Here is a 26,516-nt window from a genome sequence, read left to right as displayed (position 1 = left end):
AATTTTTTTCAATCCAAAATCTGATAACCGATATTTTTAATCTTACAAAAATGTACCAACTCATCTATATAATTTCCATATACCCCATGTGTATGGTTGCAAGGATAATATTCCAAAAAAGTTTCCATATCAGTATCTAGTTTAGCATATGCATGTGGCCATTCGATTTGCACTTGTTCGCTCAATCTTTTCTTTTCTTCCTCAGAAAGTTCGACAAACTCAGCGGGAACTATCGTCATTACATAATTTCCATCTTGTCTTGCAAGTCTTGCTAATGTGACTCTTCCAGGGGCTGCAAAGTGTTTAACAGCACCACCACCCGCTGGAAAATAAAAATCTTCAGGGTGTATAATCACGTTTTTCAAATTTTCTTCAGGTTTGTTAGATTTTCCTGCAAAATATGTCGCATGCTGTCCAGAGTTTGCTAAATCCAATAAATTCTCTTCTTTGAAGTAATGCCTCACATCAGCAAACAGTACAGGGGTTTGGGCTATATGTTTAAAGATTTCCATCGTTAAAGCTCCATCCATATCTGTTTCGGTTGCTGCAACAATAGGTTCCTTTGCACCATCAAAATCGTATGGATCGTTCAAAAAAGCTTCTGCGATATCTAATGTTGCATAATTATTTGTCATTTCAGGTTGTCCCTTGAATCCAACAAAATCAAGCTCTTCTTCTTTTATAATTTCAAGTGCAGCGTAATATAATCCTATCTGTTTCTCTAAAATTTCAGGGGTGAGTCTTTTGCCGTCATATTTAACGGTTGCCAATTTTTCAAGCCATTCTCTTGCTTTCTTTTTTTTCTGGGATGGTACTTGTTCAGCTTTTAAAACTAATGCATATTGGTCTACTTGTTCAACATCGATTCCAAATTCTTTCATCCATTGATCTCCGTTGGCAGAAGCAGTGTACATTCCCATGGGTCTTCCACCAAACATTCCATACCTTTCTCCTTTTAACCTATGTGCAGCACTGGCAGCACGTATGTATTTTAGTAATTTTTCTAAAACCGTCGGATCTTCTGGCTCACCCCAAACTCTTTCTGGGAATATTCCTATTTGCTCTAAAGCACCAGCTGCAGCTAACAATCCTACCATTCCAGGATACTTTGGATTTATTTGGCCATAAGTTAAATACGGTCCAGGGGCATAAAGTGAAGCCATAACACTTAAGTGAGGCCAACACCATATAGAATAATTGAAGATCGTCATTTCCACTTCTGCCTTTAGCATTTCTTTTCCAGCTTTTTTGGCTTTGGATGGTTTGTTTACAATGTCTGAAGCTCTTACTACTTCCACTTCACCAGTATTTTCTAACGCTTTTACTAGCCTGTCTTCAAATTTTTTGTTCATCTCCAAGGTTTCCTCATGAACAAAATCTCTACCGTCTGAAAATGTGATTATTCCTACTTTCCTTTTTTGCATATAAAAATAACCTCCTCTTAGTTTATATTTATTATTTTTAAAACATCAAAAATTTGTTTTAAGCTTGGTCCCTTCTATATCTTAAAACTTTCAACCAATCCTTTCAACTCTGTGGCTAACTCACTCAACTCTTTCGCTTCTTCGTTTATTCCTACCCCTTGTTTTACTTGTTCGTCTATTACACTTCTTGACCTTTCTAGTTGTTCACTTATCTCTGTTACTGCTTTCGCTACCCTGTCCATTGCTGTGCTCATCTCTTGCGCACTTGCACTTTGTTCTTCTGCACTTGCAGTCATGTTTTCTATCCCTTGGTCCATCCTTTCTATCCTTTCTTTTATATGATTGAAGCTTTTCTGTACATTCACCATCTTTTCGTTTATTTCTCCTATCGTTCCTACTACCTTGTTCGTAGATTCGTTTACTTTGTTCGTCCCTTGCGTTATGTTGGTTAGTATTTCTGATATTTCATCCGTTGCATTCCTTGATTCTTCCGCTAACTTCCTTATCTCATCCGCTACAACTGCAAATCCTCTTCCAGCTTCTCCTGCCCTTGCCGCTTCTATCGCTGCGTTTAGTGCCAACAGGTTCGTTTGTTCCGTTATCGAGTTTATCGTTTCTACTATACTTTGTACGTTCTTGGCGTTGCTTGCGAGTGTTTCTACTTCTTTTTGACTTTCTTTGGTCCTTTCTACCGCTTCTTTCACCGCTTGACTTATACTTTCTATCGTTTTGCTTCCTTCTTCTGCAGCTTTACTCGTTTCATCTGCTTCTTCACTTAGTCTTTGTGCGTCTTGGGATACACCTTGTGCAGCCCTTGCTACTTCGTCTACACCTGAGGTTACTTCTTCTACGTTTCCTGCCGTTTCTTCCGTACTTGTTTGTATCTTGTCCATCTGGTTTTTGAGTTCTTCTGAGTTCTTTCTGCTTTCTTGTGATGAGCGTGTTAGATTTTCTGATGCGTTTTCTACTTTGTCTGATGCCTGCCTTATTGACCCCATGGATCTTCTCAATTCTTTACTCATTTCTGATAGGGCGTTGGCCATCTGTCCTATCTCGTCTTTGCTTTTACTTTCAAAGTTTACCGTTAAGTCTCCTTCTTTGAATTGGTTTATCTTGTTTTTGAAGTCTAACAGTGGTTTCGTTATACTTCTTATTAGATAGATGACCATGATTATCGATACTACGAAAGCTACTACGGTTAAGATGGCTGTCAAGGTTATAGCCCTGTTGTTTTCTTCTATGAGTGATGGACCTAACGTGTCTTGTTGGACCTTTAATTTATTTCTTTGTTCTTCTAATAGGTACAGTATCTCTACCCTTGCTTGCTCCATCTGCCCGATTATAGGCTCCTGGGATTCTATCGCTGTGACTATTTGATCGAAGGTGTCTTTGAATTGTTCAACCATGTCTTTCGTCTGGTTGAACATTTCAGTTAGTTCGTCAGAGGTTAACCTATATTCTATATTCGAAAGTTGATAATCCATTTCAGTAAAAACGTCTAAAACATTGTTTTTATCTCCAAGAGATTTGGATGAGAAATACTTGGAAGATAAATTATCTATATTATCCAGTGTATTCAACAGATTATCACTATAAAAAGAAAGGATCGAAACATTATTTTCTTGGGCTAAGGTTTTAAAGTCGGTAATAATTTGGCGTAATTCATTGGATATATCTTTAAAATCTTGATTTACGAGTCTATTTTTTTCTTCGTTCAATTGAACAATTTGATTAAACCCGCTTTCATAACTCTCTACCTTTGTGATTACGTTTTGCACAAGTGTTGAATCGGTAGTTTCACCTGTAAAGAAACTTTGAACAGAGTTGATATTTTGAGTAATAATTTCTCTTGTTTGTTCATCGTAATTAATCACATAGTCTTTGAAGGCTAAAGCAGTTTCAAAAAAGTCGTTTTCTATTTCAGAGATTTGATTCGTTGCATCAGAAAGATCTCTATAACTACCCAAACCATCGTTGGATCTTATCAAAGAAAAAATATTGAAAGAGATTGCTGCCCCAAATAAAACAAAAATTACAACGATAATTAAAGTTATCCTTCCTCTTATGCTTTTAAATAACATGGAAATTTTCCTCCTTTATTGTTAAATACCTTAAGAGATAACGAGACTTTCATAAAAAGTTTTTCGATACTATTAATAAACGTTTTGCGGGACAGAAGATATAATTAATATAGGAGTATATGAATTGAAATTTATTATTAAGTTAAGAAGATTGTCAAAATATCTTATATGACTTAATCTATTATAAATTCAAATTCTTTACTGATTTCCTTTTTATTAATTGACTTTTTAATGTTACATTCATAGGTCTGGCATATCTGTCTTCTATTCTTGATAGTAAAGATGTGGCAGCTATCTTACCTTCTTCTAATATTGGTTGTTTTATAGTCGTTAAAGGCGGATCTATCAATTCATTTTCAAGTGAATCATCAAATCCAACTAAAGACAGTTCTTCAGGAATTTTTATATTATTTTTTTTAGCAGCGTAAACTATATACTTAGTTAAATTGTTGTTTGTTGCTATTATCGCCGTTGGTAAAGTATTCTTTCTCTTTAGACAATTTAAAACTTCTATAGCTTTTTCATGAGGGTATATATCTTCACAGATCCATTCATTTTTAACGGGAATATTTAAAAGTTTACAACCCTTTAGAAACCCTTTGAGTCTTTCTTCTATAGTGAATATTCCTTTTTTAGACAAAAAAATACCTATCTTTTCATGACCCGTTTCTTTTAGATGCATCAAGGCCTGAATGATTGCATCTTGGTTGTCTACAATAACATGATCAAATTGCCCTTGACTATAAAACATCCTATCGTAGAAAACTATTGGAATGCCCATTTTGTAAAAATTTTGATATAATCTCAAATTACTTTTACCGTTTCTTTCTCTAACTGGTGAAGCTAAAATACCTTCGACCCCATGACCTATCATCCAGCTTAAATAGGTCTTTTCTTTATCTATATTCTCGTCGACGTTACTTAACAAAATCTTATACTCACGTGGAAATAAAACATCTTCTACACCCTTTAAAAAATCCAAAAAGAAAGGATTACTTATATCAAACGCAATAGCACCGATGATCTTTGATTTTGAGTTTTTAAATATGCCTGTAGAAGGAGAGAGATTCAAAGACTTTGGAATGTCTTTTATCGTTGGTTTTCGCATGGGATTACCTCCTGAGAATATTTCAATGACTGGTTTTTTTAATTCTTGTATATTTTTCAGATTATTCAAAGAGTAGGTGTGAAAAATACAGCAGTGATTAAAAAAGCTATTATAGATATAACTGTGCTTATTGACAAGGTGTTATATACATAACTTTTCTCACCCCTTTGTTCATCTTCTTGATTAAAAAAGAGAGGAATAATAAAAGGGGGAGGCAATACTACAACCGACAGTAGAGCAACGCTGTAAAGGGGTTCGAGTTCAAGAAATTTATTAAAAACAAAATTCCCAACTAAAAGAGCAATAGGTACTAATATTAACAGTCTAACGCCAATAATTTTTAAAGGTAAACTCATATTACTGGTTTTAAAATTAATTTCGTATCCTATCACTAATAGTATTAAAGGCACTGTTAAACTCCCAAGCATATCGATACTGTTAATAACACCTTGAAATAGGAAATTTTCACTAATTAAAGATTTTATCCCGCTAGAATTGATAATGATCCCAAGTAAAATAGCTATAATTATCGGAGAAGTGATAAAAGATTTAAATAACCCTACAAAATGCAGTCGCTTTTCTTTTTGTTGAAGGCTCAATAACATAGCAAATAATACAAACCAAACGTATATCTCCTGGCCAAGATCAACCACAGCCATATATTTAATGCTTTCCGTACCGTATATTGCTCCAAAGAGGGGTATGCCAAGCATACCAACTTCAAAACCGGTGAAAAGCAAAGGTAAGTGAGGATCCTTTAACTTTGTAAAAAATGCAAAACCCTTACCTATTAATAACATCAAAAGATTGATCAAAAAAACAATTAGAATGACAAAAAAGAACTCTATAGTTAAATTAACATCCAGAAACGATATGAATAATAGTGCAGGAAGTGAAATGTTAACGATCAATTTCTTGATCTCACTAATAGAATTGCTAGAGATAAACTTCTTGATTTTTAAAAAATATCCAACGCTTAACAAGATGAAAACCGGTATAATCTTAGGAATTATTTCAAAATAATTTGTATTCATTGTATAATGTCCTTTCGAATTTTAGTTTGTAAAAAATTTAGCAGGAACCAATAAATTTTCTTCTACTTATCTCATAATTTAAAATCATCTTCAAATATTTCTAAATCGTTTTGTGGAAAATTAGTCTTTAAAATTTCCTCCACAACGTTCAAAGGAAGAGTTAAATCATGAATTCCTAATTTTAGTAGTTTGTTGACAGTTGTAATATCTTTTATACTTGCGCCTAATAATCTAAGTTCTGGGTTGTTTTTTTCACATATGTTTAATATATCTAACAATCTGTTTTCTACATCAATATGGCTTTTTTTCATTCTATCATAATAAAAAGCTATATAATCCACTTTGCTAAAAACAGCCGTAAAGGTTTGCTGTATAGTATAAACTGCGGTGGCACAAACTTTAAATCCTAAATCTCTCAAAGGTAAAACATAATTTGCTGCAAGAGAAGGATCCCACGGAAGTTTGATTATGAATTTCTTAGCATCAATTTCCCCTTTTTCCAAAAGATTATGCAATTCCATAAACCAATCTTTATCTTTTTTTACACTTCCCTGAACAAAATGACTTCCTGGGATTTTTTGGAGGAAACTGACGGTTTCAACAAAACCCCAGGAATTAGTCTCCTTTTTTATTATGGAAGGATTTGTAGTCAACCCCTGAATAAAAGGAAAATTTAAAAATGAAATAGCTTTTTCATTAATCGAGTCTATATATATCATGTTTTGACAACCCCTTTTTTAAGAATGATATTAGCATACAAGGCACTTTCACTTGTCGCAACTATGGCGAATACGTTTTTAGCTCTTTCATAAAATTTAAATCTTTCTAACACTTTCACTCTAAAGTCTTCTTTAGAATCATACAATATTTCTTCGTAACTTTTCCAAATTTCAGGTTTAGTACTTAAATTATTATCCATTAACAGAACGTTTTCTTCAACAAAAGTATCAAGAGGAAAATATTTTAAGATAGCTTTTAAAATTTCTGGAATTCCATGTCCATCTAATCTTACTACTTTGACTCCCACCGAATGGCAGGGATAATTTCCATCAGCCAACAATATTTCATCCCCATGTCCCATTTCTAATAGGACTTTCATTAATTCTGGAGATATTATCTTAGGTATGTTTTTTAACATAAAAATCACCTCACGAATTCACTTTATTATCCTCTTCTGGAACGCATTTGATCAATCGAAACAGTTATCACTAGAATAATTCCTACTATTATTCTTTGCCAAAATGGGTTAATGTTCAAAAGGACGGATCCATTATATATAGTCGCCATAACTAAAGCACCCAAGAATGCTCCAATAGCGCTTCCTTGCGCACCCATTAAACTTGCTCCTCCAAGGACGGCTGCAGCTATTGCATCTAATTCATAACCTGTTCCAGTGCTTGGAACTCCCATCCAAAGCCTTGAAGTTTCTAATATTCCAGATAACCCCCATAAAAATCCAGCTATCATATAAACTCCTATAATAACCCATCTAATATTTATTCCAGATAATCGTGCGGCCTCTGGGTTACTCCCAACTGCATAAACATATCTTCCAAATGTTGTTTTTCTCAATAAAAATTCCATAAAGCCTATTACAGCTATCAAAAACCAAAATAAGTTAGGAATCCCTAACAGTGTCCCAGATGAAAATTCTGCTACACTTCTGGGCAGTCCAAAGACATTTCTTCCCCCGGAAATCAGTAATGCAGCTCCTCTTGCGATACTCATCATAGCTAAAGTTGCAATAAATGGTGGTACCCTAAACTGATGAACAAAAAAACCATTTACAAAACCAAGACCTGCCGCTAGCGCTAGAACCATCAAAACTCCAAACCAAATTGGAGTTCCCCCCACTAAAAGGGTTGCAAAAAGTATGTTAACCAAAGCAACAACTGAACCGATGGATAGATCTATCCCTGCGGTAATGATAACTAGTGTAACACCGACTGCATTTATTCCTTGGATGGTCACTTGCCTAAGTACATTTTGAATATTTGATATAGTTAGAAAATTCTCTGTAGATAGAGAAAGAAAAATCCACATAGCTACTACTACTAATAATATAACTGTTTGAGTACTCCAGGTAAAATTTATTTTTTTGTTGTTAGTCATTCTTTACACCTACCTTGTTGTTTTCAGTTTTTAAAGCGATGGATAGAATTTTTTCCTCAGAGAATTCATCCCTAGTTACCTCTCCCGAGATGGTTCCCTCTCTCATTACAAGTATCCTGTCACAAATGGACATCAACTCAGGAATATACGATGATATAAATAAAATTGCGTTCCCACGCGAGGCTAAATCATTTATTAATTCATAAATCTCTTCTTTTGCACCAACATCTATTCCATTAGTCGGCTCATCTAATATAAAAACCTCTGATTCACTAGCTAACCACTTGGAAAGAACTACTTTTTGTTGATTTCCACCGCTTAAATTTTCAACTTTTTGATAAATTGTAGGAGTTTTAATCGATAAAGATTCTATGAAATGAAACGTATTATCTTTTTCTTTTTTTGAATTGATAATTCCAATTTTACTTATACGGGTGTATATAGGCAGGTTTATATTATCTTTAACAGAAAGCCTAAGAGCTAAACCTTGTTCTCTTCGATCCTCAGGGAGTAATCCAAGTTTTCTTTTAATCGAACTATTTGGAGAAGGTTTATTAACTTTTTTACCTCTTATATATATATTCCCTTCTTCAATAGGGTCCGCTCCAAATAAAGCTCTTACGAGTTCTGTTCGACCAGAACCAACTAAACCATATATACCAACTATCTCGCCTTTTTTTATTGAAAAAGAGCAGTCTTTTACTTTGTTGTTTGTTAAATTCTCGACCCTTAAAACTTCTTCCCCTATATTTCGCTCTAGATACAAATCCTTTTTCAGTTCTCTACCTACCATCATAGTTATCAATTCATCCTCAGTTGTTTCTTCAACCTTTCTACTTCCTACAACTTTTCCGTCCTTCAAAACAGTCACGGTATCACAAATTTCAAATACTTCCTCTAATCTATGCGAAATATATATAACAGAAATTCCATTGTTCCTTAATTGTTTCACCACTCGAAATAGTTCTTTAACCTCTTTTTCGGCTAGAACAGCAGTAGGCTCATCAAAAATCATAATTTTCGCATTTTTTGCAAGAGCTTTCGCAATAGCCACCATCCCCTTATGAGCGGAACTTAGGTTCCTAACTTTATCTAAAGGATGAATGATTCCTTCGTACCCCAAGTTTGCTAATAGTTCATTGGTTCTTTTAGTCATTTCTTTTTTATTTATTAAACCCAATTTAGATAATTCATTACCTAAAAATATGTTTTCTTGAACCGTTAGATGGTTAGCTAACATTAAATCTTGGTAAACCGCCGCAATTCCTTTTTTTTCAGCAATAATCGGATTTAAGGCACCAAATTTTTCACCAAATATAATAATTTCACCTTGATCAGGAGTATAGGCTCCCGTTAAAATTTTAATTAATGTTGATTTACCTGCTCCATTTTCGCCAACTAATCCTTTGACTTCTCCTTCCTCTAATTCGAAATTAACGTTTGCTAAAGCTACTACACCCGGGAAAGTTTTGGTGATATTTTTCATTATGACACTGTAACTAGAATTGATTTCATCAGCCACTTTCAAACCACCTCTTTTTAAAATAGGGGAGAATAAAGTCTCCCCCATTTAGTTTTTTTGAATTTTTACCAATCCTTGTAATATTCAAAAGGATTTATAGCAGCATCTGCTTCTCCACTTGCTAATGATTCCGGCGTAATAACTAATATTCCAGTATCGACATTTTTAGCAAGAGGCACTCCATTTCTTGCCATAACAGCGTAGGCGACTCCAGCGTATCCCATAACCCATGGTTGTTGAACAAGAACGGAGTCTAAATAACCATTTTCTAACCCCCAAATCTCTTGGGCACTGGCATCCACTGCAACAGCTGCTAAATCGTTTCTTCCTTGCATATCAAGAGCTCTTACCATGTCATCTCCTGTCATTTGATTATTAGCATACAAACCATCCAAATCAGGATAAGCAGTCAGCAAATCTAAAGTAATGTTTATGGTGTTACCGACTTGCCCCATAGCATCTCTTACACTGACTACCTCAATATCAGGATATGCCTCTTCAATTCTATCCAAGAATCCTGAGATTCTAGCTTCTAATGATCCAACTCCACTCATATATGTTATTGCTGCAACCTTTCCGCTTGGAGAACCGTTTTTCTCTTCCAGTGCCTTAGCTAACTCATCTGCGGATCTTTGGCCAATAGTGTAGTTATCTGAACCTAAAAATGATACATAGTTATCCGTGTTAGCCATGGAATCGATAATTATTACCGGGATTCCACTATCCATAGCTCTTTCTATTCCAGGGACTAAGGCATCTGCTACAGTAGGAGCCAAAACAATAGCATCTGGATTTGTAGAAATCGCTGTTTCTAAAATAGAAACTTGCCTTGAGACTTCAGACTCCGAAGTGGCTTCTTGATGAATAAATTCTACACCAAAATGGTTCGCCGCTTTTTGCGCTCCATCCAAAACAATCTGCCAAAATTCATTCTCACTAGCTTTTACTATGAAGAAGATTGTCATGTCACTTGACTGAATAGCTTTAGGTGGATTTGCCTTTGAAATATCAAAAAAGCTAGTTTGTCCAAAACCTATCAACGAAAAACTCAATAAAACAGTAACTAACAACAAAACAGTTAGACCCTTTTTCATACCAAACACCTCCTAGTTGTAATATATGAAAGTTGAAAATTTAAACAGAATAAATTCAATTAAGTGTATTTTTATTCAAATTAATGATCGAATTTCTTTCAACAATCTCTGTTTTCAACACGATCTTAGTTGTTTTAGTTTCATCATTTTCTATTTTTCCTAACAATATAGTCGATGCTATTCTACCTATTTCAAAGACTGGTTGTTTGATGCACGTTATGGGGGGTGAAATTATTTCATTTTCCGTCAAATCATCGTATCCCATAATTGAAAGAGTATTCGGTATTAATATGTTTAATTTTTTTGAAGCACTAATTAACTGTTTGGTTATTTTATTGTTTGTGGCAATTATTGCAGTTGGAAGATTATGATTTTTCTTCAATTTTTTCAATTTATCGTAAGTTTTTTCTTCGGGAAACAAATCTTTTGCTATCCATTCTTCATTTATTTTAATTCCCAAAAGTTCGCACCCCTCTATAAAGCCTTCTAATCTTTGTTCTATAGTATAAATACCACTCTTTGAAAGAAAAATACCAATTTTTCTATGGCCTTTATTATATAAATATTTTAAAGCTTGAATAATACTATCTTTATTATCCACCGTGACTGAATCAAATTGGGATTCCTCAGGGAAGACTCTATCATAAAACACAATTGGAATACTTATATTCTTAATTTTTTTGTAAAGTTCTAAATTATTTTTTCCATCTCTTTCAGTCACAGGCGACGCTAAAATACCATCTACTCCGTGTTCGATAAGCCACATTAAATAAATTTTTTCTTTTTCAACATTTTCTCCTGAATCTGTTAAAAGGAATTTATAACCTCTTTGAAATAAAATATTGTCTACCCCTTTTAGAAAATCTAAAAAGAAAGGATTTCTTATATCTGAAACAGTAACTCCAATAGTTTTAGATTGCGATGTTTTTAAAGAACGGGCGGCAAAATTGCCAACATAACCAAGTTCTTCAGCTTTTTCTCTAATTGTTACACTGAGTTTTTCGCTTACGCCATTTTTCCCATTTAAAGCTCTTGAAACTGTAGAGGGAGAGATATTCAAAGCCTTTGCGATGTCTTTTATAGTTGTTTTTTGCATGGGGTTACCCTCCATAAGCATTTAGTAAGCAATCGTTTGCGTTACTAATTCTTATTATAAATTAATAAACAATAAAATCAAAATTAACTCTCGATGAGTAAATCGAAGCTTTTCGATAATAATCGCCTTTATTTGGGAATAATTCCAAATTTTGAAGTAAATTGGCAGATTTCAGACAAAACTTCCAGAAACCCTCTATTTATCAAAGAAATATCTATTGTAAATTTTGTGTAAATGAAAATCCCATCTAAAATTTAGACAAGATCATTAGATTCTCTTCCGAAAAGTGTAGGGTAGAAAAAATGGAATTTGGATAAATGATTAAATAATCTGGTATCCTGTAAGAAAGCTAAAATATATAAGGCATAAATCCAAATGAGAAAAGAGCCGCCCAAATTCTTTGAACAGATATTGAATCTAACAGAACCAGGTGAGATATCAAAGATAGAACATCAAAAAGATATAATCAACATATATGTGGACTTCGAAAATGAAGCAATTTCGAGTACAATCCTAAACATTACGAGGTATACAATACTGTTCAAAGAAGCAGAACCACTTATTTCAAAAGATAGATCAATTTGTGAACAGTTTAAAACGGGATATGCAAGCGGTTAGAAATTTTATACATCGAAAGATTAGCAGATGGTTCTGTGAATAAATTGAAAGTTATTAAGAGGATAATGTATGGAAGAAATAGATTTGAGATGTTGAGACAAGAAATTCTTTTTCTTGAGAATAATTGATAGGGTTCAACAATCAGTGGAAAGAACAACGTTTTGATTAGTAAGTGTACCTTGTTTCTTTAATTATCAACGGTTTCTTTAGTTGTTCTTGAATTTTCTCTTTATTCATCCTTGAATGTCGACCTCCCCTTTCGTTTTTCCTTCCATTGCGCACACAGCAGCGCCAAAACTTGTAGTTTCTTCCAATTTACTTAGGTAAAAATTTTTATTAAAGACTTTTTTTATGATGCTTATAAAATATTTATTTTTCTGTAGACCATTCCCCACCCCTAAGATATCTTCATAATCAATATTCATTTCTCTATAATATTTGTAGAGTTCTTCCACTATTCCATATGCAGCTGCTGTAACTAGATTCTGAATTGTAAAGTTGTTTAAACTTATGTTATCAATGGCTCCTCTCAATTGAGGATTATAACGTGTACCGTTTAATGTAGTGCGAAATTTTAAAGGTGAAACAGGTAACATTGAATTCTTGATGAATTCGTAAACATAATCGTCTTCAACGTTTTTTTTACAAGCCAAGCTTATAAAGCTTTTTATAAAATCTTTAATAGTGTCAATAGTCTTACCAGCGGATAAACTAGCTCCAACTAATAAATAATAATTATTTAAAAAAGGTCGATAATCTATGTATTTTGAAATCCTTTTTATTTCCTTAACTACAGCAGATATTTGCCCACTTGTTCCTATGCTTATAACCATCGAATTTATTTTATTGTAAGAAGTTTCAAGTTTCTTTTCAAAAATTGCGCCTAAAACTGACGCTTGATTGTCACCCATCCCTAAAAAAATCGGGGTACCAGTTAATTGAGGGATGTACTTTCCAACATTCCCAACAAAAGTTCCAGGTTCAGCAATTTTGGGAAGGTGAATTTCGCTGTATCCCAATGCATTGATTAGTTTCCAATTCCAATCTTTGTTTTCTAATGCGTAAAATCCACTGCTATGCGCTATAGTAGGATCTATAGGTATTGAATCGTATGTAGTATCTCCAGTGAGCTTTTTTACAATGAAATCTGGAGCAAAATGGAGAGAAAACCCCGAAGTACGTAGAAATTTTTGTAAAGGGAGTAAAGTTGTGACAGCATACCCTGGGCTTAGAAAGTATTGAAATTTTGAAAATAGCGATTTATAATTTTTATTAATATAATCTACATATGTAATTCCATTTTCATTTTTCTCTAAAGCTCTTTGATCTTGCCAAGTAATTATATTTGTTATTGGGGTGTTATCTTTCACAAGAAAAAAACTATGCATATTTCCGGTGACCGAAATAGCTTTGGTTCCTTTTAAATCAAAAACTTTAGTTAGATATTTTATAAAAGAATCAAAATCACTTTCTAATTTTTTTATGTCAAATTCACTTTTTAAACCATCGAAAATTAAACTTGTATTTTGTTTATTTGCGAAGGCAATTTCTTTACTTTTACTGTCGTATAAGCATGCACTGTAAGAAGTTGTCCCAAAATCTATCCCCAACACTTTCATTTTTTACACCTTCTAAGTAATTCCCATTACAAAAATTATTTTTTTCATTTTAATCACACTTTAAAGGGTTTTATTTCGTATGGTGTTATATTGAATACGATTTTATGATTTTTAAAAGGTAATTTTAGTTTCCTCTCCTTGAATTAAATTACATTCAACGGCTGGCGATCAATTTTTCAATGGAAGCCAGTCAAGAACTTTTTCAATATAAGTATCCCAAAATTACCAAATTCCGGTTGATCCAAATAAAAAGAATTATCACCAGAAGGCATCACCACAGCCAGGTTCTTTCCTTCAGCCAATCTTTGAATTCTTGTTTCTGAAACCCAGCTTGTATAATTACCAAATCCCCCATGAAGAAGATATAGCGTTTTAAAATGAGTATTGTCTGTCATTTCAGATGTAATTGAAAAATTTAATTTATCAACCGGTAAAATCACCATAACTGGTACTTTTCTCATTAAAGACTTCGACATAAAGTTTACTTCTAATAAAGCCATCATATCTCTCCTTAAAATCAATTTTTTGACTCTTAACGAATTTGAATTATTTTTTAACTATATTAAATTGTACCATTTTTGCCGTCTTTCTTTTTCTATGTATGCATTATTTAGAAAACGAAGAAGTAAATCTTTTGTTTATCTTAGGTAAATTTTAGATTAAAATTAAACACGACAGTTTTAATCTTATTTTTTAAAATCCATAAAAAAAGGAATTGAAAGGGGTTTTAATGAAATTTTTTTCAAATCTTGCAAAAACGGAGATTTTAGTGTATAATCGCTAATAATTTACTCTAATCTCAAATAATTAACAATAATTAGGAAAGATGAAATTTTTTTCTTATTCTTACAACTCTGAAAATATTTTCGTAAATTTTGAATTCAAGGAGTTAGACGTCTTGAAAGAAGATCAGACTTTCAAAAAATGCGGTTATCTAGGGCCAAAAGGAACTTATAGTGAAATTGCTGCAATGAAATATTTTGGTGAAAATGTTTTTTTGATTCCATTACAATCTATTTCAGACGTTTTTGAAATGGTTCAAAGTAAAGAAGTAGATTTTGGAGTTGTTCCAATTGAAAATTCTGTAGAAGGTTCAGTGAACATTACAATGGATCTTTTATTCGAGAAAACTGATATTCAGGTAGTTGGGGAGTGTATTGTTCCAATCAAACATTTTCTTCTGTCCTATGAAAATTTAGACTTGACTGAGATTAAAAAGCTTTTTTCTCATCAACAAGCTATTGGACAATGCAGTAAGTTTATAAAAAATAGATTGAATAATCCCGAAATTATATTTACCGCGAGTACCGCAAATGCTTGTGAAATAATAAAAGATGTTCAAAAAAGTGCCGCTATAGGCTCAGAAAATATTGTTAATATCTATAATTTAAAGGTTTTAGCTAAAGATATTCAAGACTCAAAAAGTAATTCAACCCGTTTTTTCGTAATTGCAAATTCCGAAAGGTTTACAAAGATTGAAGGTACAGAAAAAAATTACAAAACCTCGATAATATGTTCTCCAAAACACAACAAACCTGGGGTTCTGTACAACATGTTAAAAACTTTCAAAGAAAAGAACATAAATCTAACAAGGATAGAGTCTCGGCCAACAAAAAAGCAATTAGGTGAATATTCTTTTTATATAGATTTTGAAGGTTATAAAGAAGATAAAGATATAATAACAGCATTAGTTAAATTAGAAAAAATGAGTTCTTTCTTTAAAATTCTTGGAAGTTATCCAAAATGGAAAGAACGGGAATGAATTCTACCGGGGATTTTTTCAACATTTTTAAACATTATGAAAAGGGAGGATTATATGAGCGATAATAAACAAAGAAGCGACGAAATTAAAAAAGGAGTATCAAAAGCTCCACATCGTTCTTTGCTTTATGCCTTAGGGTTGACAAAAGATGAGATCGATAAACCTATAATAGGGATAGCTAACTCTGCGAACGATATAATACCAGGACATAAACATTTGAATGAAATATGCGAAAGTGTAAAAAATGGAGTATACGCTGCTGGAGGTTTGCCTTTAGCTTTTTCAACAATAGGAATCTGTGATGGTATCACTATGGGACACAGCGGTATGAACTATTCATTACCGAGTAGAGAATTAATTGCCGATTCTATTGAAGCTGTAGCTAGAGCCTACAAATTCGATGGATTGGTTCTTATTCCCAACTGCGATAAGATCGTTCCAGGGATGTTAATGGCTGCTTTGAGGTTAAATATTCCTGCCATTGTAGTAAGTGGAGGCCCAATGCTTGCAGGGAATTACAAAGGGAGAAAAATTGATTTGCACGATATGTTTGAAGCGGTTGGTGCGAGAGTTGCCAATAAGATTTCTGATGAAGAGTTAAATGAAATGGAAATGAACGCCTGTCCTGGGTATGGATCTTGTGCTGGGATGTTTACTGCCAATTCAATGAACTGCCTAACAGAGGTTTTAGGACTTGCGCTGCCGGGAAATGGGACGATTCCGGCAGTTTTTTCTAGTAGGAGGGCTTTGGCAACAAAAAGTGGAGAAAAAATAATGGAGTTAGTAGCTAAAGACATTAAACCGTTGGATATATTCACCGAAAAAACTGTAGAAAACGCCTTTACTCTAGACATGGCTTTAGGTTGTTCTACCAACACGGCTTTACATTTGCCGGCAATTGTTCACGAAGCTGGAATCGATTTTGACATAGATATTATAAATAAAATTAGCTCAAAAACCCCACACCTATGTAGTTTATCCCCTGCAGGGATTCATCACATTGAAGATTTACATTATGCCGGTGGTATTCCTGCTGTACTAAAAGAATTGTCCAAGAAGAATTTGCTCCATCTAGACTGTTTGACCGTAACTGGGGAAACATTAGGTGAGAATCTCAAAACCGTTGGTTATGTCAACCAGGAAGTGATAAGGCCTATAGATAATCCGTACCATAAAGATGGAGGACTAGCGGTGTTAAAAGGTAATATAGCTCCTAACGGGGCAATCGTTAAACAGATAGCTGTATCGGATGAGATGTTGGTACATGAAGGACCTGCAAAGGTCTTCAACAAGGAAGAAGAAGCCATCAAAGCTATTTATGGGGGAAAAATTAAAGAAGGAGATGTAGTAGTTATCCTGTACGAAGGGCCAAAGGGAGGACCAGGTATGAGAGAGATGTTAGCACCTACTTCTGCATTAGCTGGTATGGGATTGGATAAGAAGGTTGCCCTGATCACCGATGGTAGATTCTCAGGAGCAACACGCGGCTCTGCCATAGGTCATGTATCTCCCGAAGCTGCAGCAGGAGGTCCAATAGGGGTTGTAAGGGATGGGGATATGGTATCGATAAACATACCACAAAAGACTCTAAATTTAAAAATATCAGAAGAAGAATTACAAGCAAGATTAAATACTTTTAAACCGATACTTCCAAAAACTAGTGGGTATTTAGACAGGTACAGTAGGTTTGTACAATCAGCGGATAAAGGGGCGTTTTTAGAATAAAAAAATTAGAGAGGTGATTTTATGCCGATTCTTTCCGGGGCAAGAATATTCGTTGAATCACTTTTGAGGGAAAAGGTTGAAGTTGTATTTGGATATCCAGGAGGGAAGGTTATTCCCCTTTATGATGAACTGTACGACGCACCTATAAAACATATATTAGTTCGTCATGAACAAGGGGCAGCACATGCTGCAGATGGTTATGCAAGGAGTACAGGGAAGGTTGGGGTGTGTATAGCCACTTCTGGGCCTGGAGCTACGAACCTAGTTACAGGGTTAGCAACAGCATACATGGATTCCGTACCAGTTGTAGCTTTTACGGGTCAAGCTCCAACGAGCCTAATAGGTACAGACTCATTCCAAGAAATAGATATAAGAGGAATAACCTTGCCTGTAACTAAGCACAATTACATGGTAACAAATGTGAAGGATTTAGCCAAGACAATAAAAGAAGCTTTTTACATAGCAAGAACCGGCAGACCAGGTCCCGTTTTAATTGATTTACCGGTGGATGTTCTTAAATCGCATGCTGATTTCATGTATCCTGAAAGTGTTCATCTCCCAGGATATCAACCAACATACGAAGGAAACTATATGCAAATAAAATTGGCAGCCGAGACAATTAACACTTCGCAAAGGCCCGTCATCTTTGCCGGTGGAGGCGTTATAAATTCTAATGCCTCAGAAGAACTAACAAATATGGCAATAAAGGGAAGAATACCAGTAGTTACGTCTCTCATGGGGCTTGGTGTTTTTCCAGAAGATCATGAGCTTTCTTTAAAGATGTTAGGTATGCACGGTACAATGTATGCCAACTACGCTATTTCTGAAGCGGATTTGATAATAGGAGTTGGAGTACGTTTTGATGACAGGGTAACGGGGAAGTTAGAGACATTTGCTCCACATGCAAAGATCATCCATATAGATATCGATCCAGCAGAAATAAATAAAAATGTCAAAGTTGATATTCCGATTGTTGGTAATGCGAAAAACGTTTTAGATAAATTAATTCCACTAATAAAGACGATCGAAAGAAAAGAATGGCTTGAACAAATAAAAGAATGGAAAAGACGATTTCCACTTAACTACGAATACGATGATAACAGTATTAAACCACAATACTTGATTGAAAAATTGGATGAGTTAACTGATGAAAATACGGTAATAGTAACAGAAGTTGGCCAAAATCAAATGTGGGCAGCCCAATACTTTCGTTTTTCGAAACCTAGGTCATTTATAACCTCTGGAGGTCTTGGAACTATGGGATACGGTTTACCCGCCAGTGTAGGTGTTCAGGTAGGAAATCCCAATAAAACGGTTATCAACATATCTGGTGACGGAAGTTTTCAAATGAATCTCCAGGAGTTGGCTACAATAAGTTCTAACAGGCTCCCCGTGAAAATAATTATTTTAAACAATGGAACGTTAGGGATGGTAAGACAGTGGCAAGAGTTATTTTTTGATGAAAGATATTCTGTCACTATACTTGAAAATCCTGATTTTGTTAAATTGGCTCAGGCTTATGGAATAAAATCGTTAAGAATCGATCAAACAAACGATGTAGAGATGGCTTTGAAAGAGGCTCTTAATTACGATGGCCCAGTTTTACTTGACGTCATTATTCCTCAAGATGAGAACGTATTTCCAATGGTTCCAGAAGGGGCATCGATCAATGAGATGTTGGAACTAAAAAAGAAAAAGAGAGAAAAGGAAAAACAGGGGGAGGTTGCATGAGACACATCTTATCAGTAACGGTGAATAATCAACCCTCAGTTTTGGCAAGAATATCTGGTCTATTCAGTAGGAGAAATTTTAACATACTGAGTTTAAATGTAGGGGAAACAGAATTACCTGAGTATTCAAGAATGACCATAGTTGTCGAAGGAAACACAGACACACTCGAACAAGTGAAAAAACAGCTTTACAAGCTCATAGATGTTATAAAGATCACTGAATTGAATCAAAGCAATATGATAGAGAGGGATATGGCGATAATTAAGGTAAATTGTGGAAAAAATCAAAGAAGCCAAGTTATTCAGGTGGTCGACGTTTTTAGGGGTAAGGTTGTCGATTTTTCCCTTGACACAATAACAGTTGAAATTACGGGGGATGAAAATAAAATAAATGCCTTTATCGAAATAATGAAGGATTTTGGCATTAAAGAAGTCGTGAGAACAGGGATCGTAGCTATAGATAGAGAAATGAACAACAACGCTTTGACAAATTCATAAAAATCAAAAAATAAAGGAGTGATAGTTCATGGTGGAAACATTTTATGAAAAAGATGCCGACTTAGGTTTATTGAAGGAAAAAACTATTGCGGTTTTAGGTTACGGAAGTCAAGGTCACGCTCAGGCACAAAATCTTAAAGATAGCGGATTAAAAGTAATTATAGGTCTGAAGAAAGATAGTAAAAGCAAAGAAACTGCTCAAAGAGATGGTTTTGAAGTCTATGAAACATCTGAAGCGGTTAAAAAAGGAGATATTATTCAAGTATTAATCCCTGATGAAGTTCAAAGTGAGGTGTACAAAAAAGACATAGAACCCAACTTAGACGAGGGTAATGCACTTGGGTTTTCTCATGGTTTTAATATCCATTTTGGACAAATTGTGCCTCCAAAAAACGTAGATGTATTCATGGTTGCTCCCAAAAGTCCTGGTCATTTAGTCAGAAGAATGTATTTAGAAGGCAAAGGGGTTCCAGGATTATTAGCTGTTCACCAAGATTTTTCCGGAAAAGCAAAAGAGTTGGGTTTATCTTACGCCAAAGGAATAGGTTGTACACGAGCAGGTGTTATCAAAACAACTTTTAAAGAGGAAACAGAAACGGATCTATTTGGAGAACAAGCGGTCTTATGTGGTGGAACTACATCACTTATCAAGGCAGGTTTTGAAACACTCGTTGAAGCGGGGTATCAACCAGAAATAGCCTATTTTGAATGTTTGAACGAACTAAAATTAATCGTTGATCTCTTGTATGAAGGCGGATTAAAAAAGATGAGATACTCCATAAGTGACACTGCACAATACGGAGATATTACCATCGGTCCCAAAATTATCGATGATAGGGTTAAAGAAACCATGAAAGATGTACTTGCAAACATACAGAATGGGAATTTTGCAAAGGACTGGATATTAGAAAACAAAGCCAATAGGCCTGTTTTCAACGCTTTAACTGAAAAAGATAATAATTCTTTGTTAGAACAAGTGGGAGAGAAGTTGAGAGCGATGATGCCTTGGATAGAAAGCTAAATCTACTGAAGTGGGAGAGTGATCAAATTTGAGAAAAATAAAAATTTTTGATACTACGTTGAGGGATGGTGAACAATCTCCAGGAGTAAGTTTGACAATGGAGGAGAAGTTGGCAATAGCCGAACAGCTTTCCTTGTTAAAAGTTGATGTAATAGAGGCTGGTTTTCCTATTTCTTCAAGTAGTGATTTTGAAAGTGTGAAAAACATCGCCCAAAAAATCAGAGATGTTGAGATTGCCGCTTTAGCAAGGGCGAATTACAAAGATATCGATTGTGCTTGGGAAGCACTTCAGGAAGCAGAACAACCAAGAATTCATGTGTTCATTGCCACTTCTCCTATTCACATGAAATATAAGCTGCAAATGAATGAAGATCAAGTTTTGGAAAGAGCAGTTGAGGCCGTGAAGTATGCAGCAAAGTATACTAATAACGTTGAATTTTCAGCAGAAGATGCTTCAAGAAGCGAGTTAGAGTTTTTGTACAAACTCTTTGAAAAAGTCATCGAAGCTGGTGCATGGGTAATTAACGTGCCTGATACGGTGGGATATGCAATTCCTCAAGAATTTGGTGAATTTATTAAAAAGATAAAAGAAAACACAAGGAACTTAGACAAGATTGAATTAAGTGTACATTGCCATAACGATTTAGGGATGGCAACTGCTAACACACTCGTTGCTCTGAAAGAGGGTGCCGATCAGGCAGAGGTTGCAGTCAATGGAATAGGAGAAAGGGCAGGCAACGCTGCCTTAGAAGAAGTTTTAATGGCGTTAGTTACCAGAAAAGATTATTTTGAAGATTTAGTCGTAACCCAGGATACAACTAAGATTTTAAAATTAAGCAACATGGTTTCACAATTTACTGGAATGGTTGTTCAACCTAATAAAGCAATAGTAGGTAAAAATGCCTTTGCACATGAATCTGGTATTCATCAAGATGGTGTTATCAAAGAGAGAACTACTTACGAAATAATGAAAGCAGAAAGTATAGGGTTGAATTCAAATAAACTAATTTTAGGGAAGCATTCGGGAAGACATGCCTTAAAGGAGTTCTTAACATCATCTGGTTACACCGTGAATGAAGAAACCTTTGAAAAGTTATTCATTAAATTCAAAGATCTAGCCAGTAAAAAAAAGAATTTAAATCCGCTTGATGTTGAAGCATTGATAAACGACGAACTATATAAAACCGAGGATTATTTCAAACTCAAATATTTATCCGTTACTACTGGAAACACTACACTACCGACAGCGACTATAAAGATAGCAAGAGGAGAAGATTTGATAGAAAAAGCAGCTTGCAGTGGAGACGGGCCAATAGATGCAATATTTAAAGCCATAAACGAAATCGCTGAAGAAGAAAATATCACTTTGATTTCGTATAAGATTGAAGGGGTTACAGAGGGGACCGATGCCTTAGGAGAAACAACCGTTAAACTCAAAATTGGAGAAGATGTGTACGTTGGGCATTCTGTTGAAACAGATATTACCCAAGCGAGTACTTTGGCTTATCTAAATGCCTTGAATAAATATATGACTAAGAAACTCCAAACTACAAAAAAATAAAATAATAAAGTGAGGAAATAAAGAAATGACAATTGTAGAGAAGATCCTTGCATCTCATTCAAATAAAAGTGAAGTTAAACCCGGAGAGATTGTTAATGCGAGAGTGGATCTTGTACTTGGGAACGATGTAACAACTCCTGTTGCCATCAAAGAATTTAGAAAAATAGGATTATCCAAAGTATTTGATAATGAAAGAATTGCAATAGTTCCAGACCACTTTACCCCAAACAAAGATATAAAATCCGCGCAAAATGCTCTACTTATAAGAAATTTTGCAAAAGAGATGAATATTCTTAATTATTTTGAGATAGGTAAAATGGGAATAGAACACTGTCTAATACCTGAAAAAGGACTAGCCTTACCAGGTGAAATCGTTGTAGGAGCAGATTCCCATACGTGTACCTATGGTGCTCTTAACTGTTTAGGTACAGGTGTTGGAAGCACCGATATGGCTGCGGCAATGGCTACCGGTTACTTATGGTTCCGAGTCCCAGAAAGTATAAAAATCGTATACAAAGGAAAGTTAAACCCATGGGTAAGTGGAAAGGATTTGATACTTTACACGATAGGAGATATAGGAGTGGATGGAGCCCTGTATAAATCTATTGAGTTTACTGGAGAAACGATCGAAGACCTTTCTATGGATTCGAGAATGACTATGGCGAACATGGCGATAGAAGCAGGGGCTAAATGTGGATTATTTGAATACGATGAAAAAACCAAAGAGTACTTAAAAGAAAGGGCAGTAAGAGATTATACACCGGTAAGTAGCGATCCCGATGCTTCATATGAAGAAGTTATCGAATATGATGTATCAAATATTGAACCACAGGTGGCTTTCCCACATTTGCCAGAAAACACCAAACCTGTTACTGAAGCAAAGAGGATAAAAATTGATCAATCGGTAATTGGTTCTTGCACCAATGGAAGAATAGAAGACTTAAGAATCGCTGCTCACGTACTTAAGGGACACAAAGTTAACTCTGATGTAAGATGCATTATTTTTCCTGGCACCCAAGATATATACATGCAGGCACTAAAAGAAGGTTTAATTGAAATATTCATCGAAGCGGGAGCCGCCGTAAGTACACCAACGTGCGGACCTTGCCTAGGTGGACACATGGGAGTTTTGGCAAAAGGTGAGAAGGCGATATCTACAACTAACAGGAATTTTGTTGGAAGGATGGGTCATCCAGAAAGTGAAGTTTATTTATCCAATCCTGCGGTGGCGGCAGCTTCTGCTATTACTGGATACATCACTCATCCTGAGGAGGTTATAAGGTGAAATTCAGAGGGAGAGTTTTCAAATACGGTGACAACGTTGATACCGATGTTATTATACCAGCTAGATATCTAAACAACCCTGAACCAGAGATATTGGCACAACATTGTATGGAAGATATAGATAAAGATTTCGTAAAAAAAGTTCAAAAAGGAGACATTATAGTAGCCGGAAGGAATTTCGGTTCTGGAAGTTCTCGTGAACATGCTCCATTATCGATTAAGGCGGCAGGTGTTTCTTGTGTCATAGCAGAAAGTTTTGCAAGGATTTTTTATCGAAACGCCATCAATATTGGATTACCTATACTTATTTCTAAAGAGGCTTCTCATAATATCCAAGATGGTTCGGAAATAGAGGTAGACTTAGACAATGGAATCATCAAAGATCTAAAAAACAAGAAAGAATACTATTCAGAGAAATATCCTAAATTTCTTCAAGAAATAATATCTTCCGGGGGATTGATAGAGAAGATCAAAAAGGAGGTCGCTCAATAGATGCCGTCGATAGCTGTTCTACCAGGGGATGGAATTGGGAAGGAAGTAATCAACGAAGGTCTTAAAATATTAAATTTTATGGGAGAAAAGTATAATTTGAATCTCAAATTTGAAGAGTTCGAGGTTGGAGCCGAACGGTATCTAAAATCTGGAGAATTAATCCCAGACTTTCTATTGAAACGATTAGAAACCTTCGATGCCATATATTTGGGTGCAGTAGGGGATCCAAGAGTACCAGCAGGGATCTTGGAGCATGGGATACTATTAAAATTACGATTTCATTTTGATCAATACGTCAATTTAAGACCAATAAAGCTACTAAACGACAGGTTTTCGCCTTTGAAAAAGAAAGGCGTTAATGAGATCAATTTTACAGTAATAAGAGAAAATACAGAAGGACTTTACGCGGGTATTGGTGGAATTTTAAAAAAAGATACTCAAGACGAAGTAGCGATACAAGAGATGATTTCAACTAGAAAAGGTGTAGAGCGTATCATCCGTTACGCTTTTGAGTTTGCAAAAAACAACAAAGGGAAACTAACACTCTGCGATAAAAGTAATGTACTTACTTATTCTCATGGCTTATGGTTGAGGGTATTTGAAGAGTTAAAGAAGGAATACCCAGACGTTCAGACTGATCATTACTACGTAGATGCTATAACTATGAAAATGGTACGAAATCCAGAAATTTTTGATGTGATAGTAACCTGTAACATGTTTGGGGACATCATCACAGATTTAGGAGCAGAAATCCAGGGGGGAATGGGATTAGCTGCCTCAGGAAATATTAATCCCAACAGTGTTTCCATGTTTGAACCTGTTCATGGTTCAGCTCCCGATATTGCTGGTAAAGGTATTGCAAATCCCATAGCTGCTATTTTAGCTGCAGCAATGATTTTAGAATATTTTGGAAGAAAAGACTTAGCTGAAAAAGTTGAAGGTGCGATTAAAACATCGATCGATGAAAACTTACTTTCTCAAGACATGGGGGGAAATTTAAGCACCAGTGAAGTAGGAGACGAAATTGTCAAAATTTTAAAAAGAGGGTGAACCAAATTGAAAGAACCTAAATTGTTTGATACCACTTTAAGAGATGGAACCCAAGGAGAGAATGTTTCTCTAACTGTGGAAGATAAATTAAAGATAGCCAAAAAATTAGATGAATATGGAATAGACTACATTGAAGGTGGTTGGCCGGGATCCAATCCTAAAGATGAAGAGTTTTTTAAAAAGGTTCAAAGTATGTCATTCAAAAACAGTGAGATAGTCGCATTTAGCTCTACAAAAAGATACGGAATAAAAGCAGAAGATGATCCAAATATTTTAAAATTAGTTTCTTCTGGGGCAAAAATCGTTACTATATTTGCAAAAAGTTGGGACTTCCATGTATCTCAAGCCTTGGGCATTTCTCTTGATGATAACCTAAAACTTATAGAAGATACGATAACCTTCTTAAAAAGAAAAGGTATAGAAGTATTTTTTGATGCCGAACACTTTTTTGATGGTTTTTACCATAATCAACAATATGCCATTAAAACATTGGAAGTTGCACAAAACTCTGGCGCTTCGATCGCTGTTTTATGTGACACAAACGGAGGACAAACCCCTTCAAAGATCAAAGAGGCAATAGAAGAGGTAAAAGCGAGAATAAAAATACCTTTGGGCATTCATGCTCACAACGATTCTGGCCTAGCTGTGGCGAATTCTCTTACAGCCTTACAAGAAGGAGTTGAACAAATACAAGGAACGGTTGGAGGCTTAGGGGAAAGATGTGGTAATGCAGACCTCTGTATTATAATACCTAACTTGAAGTTTAAATACGGATCTAGATTACCGAAAATAAATGTAGAAAAAACGACTTCACTTTATAATTACGTATTTGAAGTTGCTAACTTAACTCCTGACAACAGGATCCCTTACGTGGGAAGAAGTGCCTTCACACATAAAGGTGGTGTCCATGTTAGCGCCATTCTTAAAAATCCACTCACTTATGAACACATATCTCCGGAATGGGTTGGGAACACTAGAAGAATATTAGTTTCTGAGTTATCAGGAAAAAGCAATTTGAAATCAAAGTTGGAAGAATTGGGCTTTGATATTACACAATTTTCTGAAGAACAGTTCAAAAAGTTAACATTGAAGATCAAGGAATATGAGCATGATGGATATCAATTTGAAGGTGCAGATGCTTCTTTGAAACTCCTAGTATTAAGAGAATTTTTTGATTACACCCCGAATTTTCAAGTGGAAAATTTCAACATTCTTCATTACAATTTTGGTGAAGGTACGGGAACCGAAGCTATTGTCAAATTAAAAATAAACGATGAAACCGTCCATGCCGTTGCTGAAGGCGATGGACCTGTGAATGCTTTAGATATGGCGTTGCGAAAGGCTTTAGAAGACTTTTTCCCATCCCTGAAAAGCATGAAATTGATCGACTACAAAGTAAGGGTGCTGGACAGTGCTTCTGGAACCGCTGCAAAAGTACGGGTCTTAATAGAAACTTCAGACACTGATAAAACTTGGACTACTGTGGGTGTTTCAACTAACATAATTCAAGCCAGTTGGAAAGCCTTGTTAGACAGTGTGGAATATGGATTGTTTGTAGATAATTTGTTCCCCGTAAAAGAAAACTAACATAACTTTTAAAATAAAAGATTTTAAAAAGGTAGTATCGAGAGGTATACTTTTTTATCCTTATGGGTGGGCTGCGGGGCGAAGGGGCGCTAAAGGCT

At 35.0% G+C, this 26,516-nt stretch carries 23 protein-coding genes; 11 read left to right on the top strand and 12 right to left on the bottom strand.

The genetic code is table 11. From position 1 onward, the window contains the following. Positions 1-8 precede the first annotated feature (8 nt). The 10 genes from PMOB_RS08260 to PMOB_RS08215 all read right to left on the bottom strand — a co-directional run bounded on the left by PMOB_RS08260 (position 9) and on the right by PMOB_RS08215 (position 11,471). Positions 9-1,424, bottom strand: a complete 1,416-nt coding sequence (locus tag PMOB_RS08260) for an L-fucose/L-arabinose isomerase family protein (protein ID WP_012209399.1) — start codon at positions 1,422-1,424, stop codon at positions 9-11. A 74-nt stretch (positions 1,425-1,498) separates the two neighbouring features. Next, the gene (locus tag PMOB_RS10315) at positions 1,499-3,505 is read right to left on the bottom strand and encodes a methyl-accepting chemotaxis protein (protein WP_012209398.1); all 2,007 of its coding nucleotides are present in this window, start codon (positions 3,503-3,505) and stop codon (positions 1,499-1,501) included. Between the two features lie 181 nt (positions 3,506-3,686). After that, entirely contained in the window at positions 3,687-4,613 is a 927-nt protein-coding gene (locus PMOB_RS08250; RefSeq protein WP_012209397.1) for a substrate-binding domain-containing protein, read from the bottom strand. Between the two features lie 65 nt (positions 4,614-4,678). Continuing rightward, positions 4,679-5,647: an AEC family transporter gene (locus tag PMOB_RS08245; protein WP_012209396.1), complete on the bottom strand. Its 969-nt coding sequence runs from the start codon at positions 5,645-5,647 to the stop codon at positions 4,679-4,681. Positions 5,648-5,718: 71 nt separating this feature from the next. Next, positions 5,719-6,366 (bottom strand): transaldolase family protein, encoded by a 648-nt coding sequence (locus tag PMOB_RS08240; protein ID WP_012209395.1) that lies wholly within the window; start codon positions 6,364-6,366, stop codon positions 5,719-5,721. After that, positions 6,363-6,785 carry an RbsD/FucU family protein gene (locus PMOB_RS08235; RefSeq protein WP_012209394.1) on the bottom strand — a complete coding sequence of 141 codons (423 nt, stop codon included), beginning with the start codon at positions 6,783-6,785 and terminating at the stop codon, positions 6,363-6,365. Before PMOB_RS08235 ends, PMOB_RS08240 begins: the two co-directional genes overlap by 4 nt. A 26-nt stretch (positions 6,786-6,811) precedes the next feature. Further along, positions 6,812-7,759 (bottom strand): ABC transporter permease, encoded by a 948-nt coding sequence (locus PMOB_RS08230; protein ID WP_012209393.1) that lies wholly within the window; start codon positions 7,757-7,759, stop codon positions 6,812-6,814. Then, positions 7,752-9,281: a sugar ABC transporter ATP-binding protein gene (locus PMOB_RS08225; protein WP_196793029.1), complete on the bottom strand. Its 1,530-nt coding sequence runs from the start codon at positions 9,279-9,281 to the stop codon at positions 7,752-7,754. The genes PMOB_RS08230 and PMOB_RS08225 overlap by 8 nt, the downstream gene beginning before the upstream one ends. A gap of 65 nt (positions 9,282-9,346) precedes the next feature. Continuing rightward, complete coding sequence (locus PMOB_RS08220; RefSeq protein ID WP_012209391.1) at positions 9,347-10,375, bottom strand: ABC transporter substrate-binding protein; 1,029 nt, start codon at positions 10,373-10,375, stop codon at positions 9,347-9,349. Between the two features lie 55 nt (positions 10,376-10,430). Further along, complete coding sequence (locus PMOB_RS08215) at positions 10,431-11,471, bottom strand: LacI family DNA-binding transcriptional regulator (RefSeq protein WP_012209390.1); 1,041 nt, start codon at positions 11,469-11,471, stop codon at positions 10,431-10,433. Between the two features lie 375 nt (positions 11,472-11,846). Here PMOB_RS08215 and PMOB_RS08210 point away from each other — a divergent pair, with 375 nt between their 5' ends. Then, positions 11,847-12,089: a hypothetical protein gene (locus PMOB_RS08210; RefSeq protein WP_041534135.1), complete on the top strand. Its 243-nt coding sequence runs from the start codon at positions 11,847-11,849 to the stop codon at positions 12,087-12,089. Between the two features lie 233 nt (positions 12,090-12,322). Here the strand turns inward: PMOB_RS08210 and PMOB_RS08205 are convergent, their stop codons facing one another. Both PMOB_RS08205 and PMOB_RS08200 read right to left on the bottom strand, forming a co-directional pair. Continuing rightward, positions 12,323-13,708 (bottom strand): sedoheptulokinase, encoded by a 1,386-nt coding sequence (locus PMOB_RS08205; RefSeq protein ID WP_012209389.1) that lies wholly within the window; start codon positions 13,706-13,708, stop codon positions 12,323-12,325. 176 nt (positions 13,709-13,884) lie between these two features. Then, positions 13,885-14,184 (bottom strand): hypothetical protein, encoded by a 300-nt coding sequence (locus tag PMOB_RS08200; protein WP_196793028.1) that lies wholly within the window; start codon positions 14,182-14,184, stop codon positions 13,885-13,887. 422 nt (positions 14,185-14,606) lie between these two features. On the opposite strand from PMOB_RS08200, the gene pheA reads away from it, so the two are divergent. Genes pheA through cimA form a run of 10 tightly spaced genes read left to right on the top strand, consistent with a single transcriptional unit; the run spans position 14,607 to position 26,418 of the window. After that, a complete protein-coding gene (gene pheA / locus PMOB_RS08195; protein WP_041534134.1) occupies positions 14,607-15,470 on the top strand; it encodes a prephenate dehydratase in 864 nt (287 codons plus the stop codon). Between the two features lie 54 nt (positions 15,471-15,524). Next, positions 15,525-17,195 (top strand): dihydroxy-acid dehydratase, encoded by a 1,671-nt coding sequence (ilvD, locus tag PMOB_RS08190; protein WP_012209386.1) that lies wholly within the window; start codon positions 15,525-15,527, stop codon positions 17,193-17,195. Between the two features lie 21 nt (positions 17,196-17,216). Continuing rightward, positions 17,217-18,926, top strand: coding sequence for a biosynthetic-type acetolactate synthase large subunit (gene ilvB / locus PMOB_RS08185; protein WP_012209385.1), 1,710 nt, complete (start codon positions 17,217-17,219; stop codon positions 18,924-18,926). Further along, the gene (gene ilvN / locus PMOB_RS08180; RefSeq protein WP_012209384.1) at positions 18,923-19,423 is read left to right on the top strand and encodes an acetolactate synthase small subunit; all 501 of its coding nucleotides are present in this window, start codon (positions 18,923-18,925) and stop codon (positions 19,421-19,423) included. The genes ilvB and ilvN overlap by 4 nt, the downstream gene beginning before the upstream one ends. Before the next feature lie 28 nt (positions 19,424-19,451). Next, positions 19,452-20,444, top strand: a complete 993-nt coding sequence (ilvC, locus tag PMOB_RS08175; protein ID WP_012209383.1) for a ketol-acid reductoisomerase — start codon at positions 19,452-19,454, stop codon at positions 20,442-20,444. A gap of 28 nt (positions 20,445-20,472) precedes the next feature. Continuing rightward, positions 20,473-22,005 carry a 2-isopropylmalate synthase gene (locus PMOB_RS08170; RefSeq protein WP_012209382.1) on the top strand — a complete coding sequence of 511 codons (1,533 nt, stop codon included), beginning with the start codon at positions 20,473-20,475 and terminating at the stop codon, positions 22,003-22,005. Between the two features lie 25 nt (positions 22,006-22,030). Next, a complete protein-coding gene (gene leuC / locus PMOB_RS08165) occupies positions 22,031-23,290 on the top strand; it encodes a 3-isopropylmalate dehydratase large subunit (RefSeq protein WP_012209381.1) in 1,260 nt (419 codons plus the stop codon). After that, positions 23,287-23,781 (top strand): 3-isopropylmalate dehydratase small subunit, encoded by a 495-nt coding sequence (gene leuD / locus PMOB_RS08160; RefSeq protein ID WP_012209380.1) that lies wholly within the window; start codon positions 23,287-23,289, stop codon positions 23,779-23,781. Before leuC ends, leuD begins: the two co-directional genes overlap by 4 nt. Continuing rightward, positions 23,782-24,831 (top strand): 3-isopropylmalate dehydrogenase, encoded by a 1,050-nt coding sequence (locus tag PMOB_RS08155; RefSeq protein WP_012209379.1) that lies wholly within the window; start codon positions 23,782-23,784, stop codon positions 24,829-24,831. Positions 24,832-24,837: 6 nt separating this feature from the next. Next, positions 24,838-26,418, top strand: coding sequence for a citramalate synthase (cimA, locus tag PMOB_RS08150; RefSeq protein WP_012209378.1), 1,581 nt, complete (start codon positions 24,838-24,840; stop codon positions 26,416-26,418). Positions 26,419-26,516 lie beyond the last annotated feature (98 nt).

It is taken from the genome of Petrotoga mobilis SJ95 (assembly GCF_000018605.1).
In the GTDB taxonomy this organism is placed as follows: Bacteria; Thermotogota; Thermotogae; order Petrotogales; family Petrotogaceae; genus Petrotoga; species Petrotoga mobilis.
The sequence above is the reverse complement of the archived record's forward strand: the minus strand, read 5'-3'. Positions and strand labels throughout refer to the sequence as shown.

What these genes read in the sequence shown, in the direction of transcription:
- PMOB_RS08250 (WP_012209397.1), bottom strand. Translation starts at nt 4,613, where the DNA reads ATGCGAAAACCAACGATAAAAGACATTCCAAAGTCTTTGAATCTCTCT.
- PMOB_RS10315 (WP_012209398.1), bottom strand. Translation starts at nt 3,505, where the DNA reads ATGTTATTTAAAAGCATAAGAGGAAGGATAACTTTAATTATCGTTGTA.
- PMOB_RS08230 (WP_012209393.1), bottom strand. Translation starts at nt 7,759, where the DNA reads ATGACTAACAACAAAAAAATAAATTTTACCTGGAGTACTCAAACAGTT.
- ilvC (WP_012209383.1), top strand. Translation starts at nt 19,452, where the DNA reads ATGGTGGAAACATTTTATGAAAAAGATGCCGACTTAGGTTTATTGAAG.
- PMOB_RS08235 (WP_012209394.1), bottom strand. Translation starts at nt 6,785, where the DNA reads ATGTTAAAAAACATACCTAAGATAATATCTCCAGAATTAATGAAAGTC.
- ilvD (WP_012209386.1), top strand. Translation starts at nt 15,525, where the DNA reads ATGAGCGATAATAAACAAAGAAGCGACGAAATTAAAAAAGGAGTATCA.
- PMOB_RS08210 (WP_041534135.1), top strand. Translation starts at nt 11,847, where the DNA reads ATGAGAAAAGAGCCGCCCAAATTCTTTGAACAGATATTGAATCTAACA.
- ilvB (WP_012209385.1), top strand. Translation starts at nt 17,217, where the DNA reads ATGCCGATTCTTTCCGGGGCAAGAATATTCGTTGAATCACTTTTGAGG.
- leuC (WP_012209381.1), top strand. Translation starts at nt 22,031, where the DNA reads ATGACAATTGTAGAGAAGATCCTTGCATCTCATTCAAATAAAAGTGAA.
- PMOB_RS08260 (WP_012209399.1), bottom strand. Translation starts at nt 1,424, where the DNA reads ATGCAAAAAAGGAAAGTAGGAATAATCACATTTTCAGACGGTAGAGAT.
- PMOB_RS08245 (WP_012209396.1), bottom strand. Translation starts at nt 5,647, where the DNA reads ATGAATACAAATTATTTTGAAATAATTCCTAAGATTATACCGGTTTTC.
- ilvN (WP_012209384.1), top strand. Translation starts at nt 18,923, where the DNA reads ATGAGACACATCTTATCAGTAACGGTGAATAATCAACCCTCAGTTTTG.
- PMOB_RS08205 (WP_012209389.1), bottom strand. Translation starts at nt 13,708, where the DNA reads ATGAAAGTGTTGGGGATAGATTTTGGGACAACTTCTTACAGTGCATGC.
- PMOB_RS08215 (WP_012209390.1), bottom strand. Translation starts at nt 11,471, where the DNA reads ATGCAAAAAACAACTATAAAAGACATCGCAAAGGCTTTGAATATCTCT.
- PMOB_RS08200 (WP_196793028.1), bottom strand. Translation starts at nt 14,184, where the DNA reads ATGTCGAAGTCTTTAATGAGAAAAGTACCAGTTATGGTGATTTTACCG.
- PMOB_RS08220 (WP_012209391.1), bottom strand. Translation starts at nt 10,375, where the DNA reads ATGAAAAAGGGTCTAACTGTTTTGTTGTTAGTTACTGTTTTATTGAGT.
- PMOB_RS08240 (WP_012209395.1), bottom strand. Translation starts at nt 6,366, where the DNA reads ATGATATATATAGACTCGATTAATGAAAAAGCTATTTCATTTTTAAAT.
- PMOB_RS08155 (WP_012209379.1), top strand. Translation starts at nt 23,782, where the DNA reads ATGCCGTCGATAGCTGTTCTACCAGGGGATGGAATTGGGAAGGAAGTA.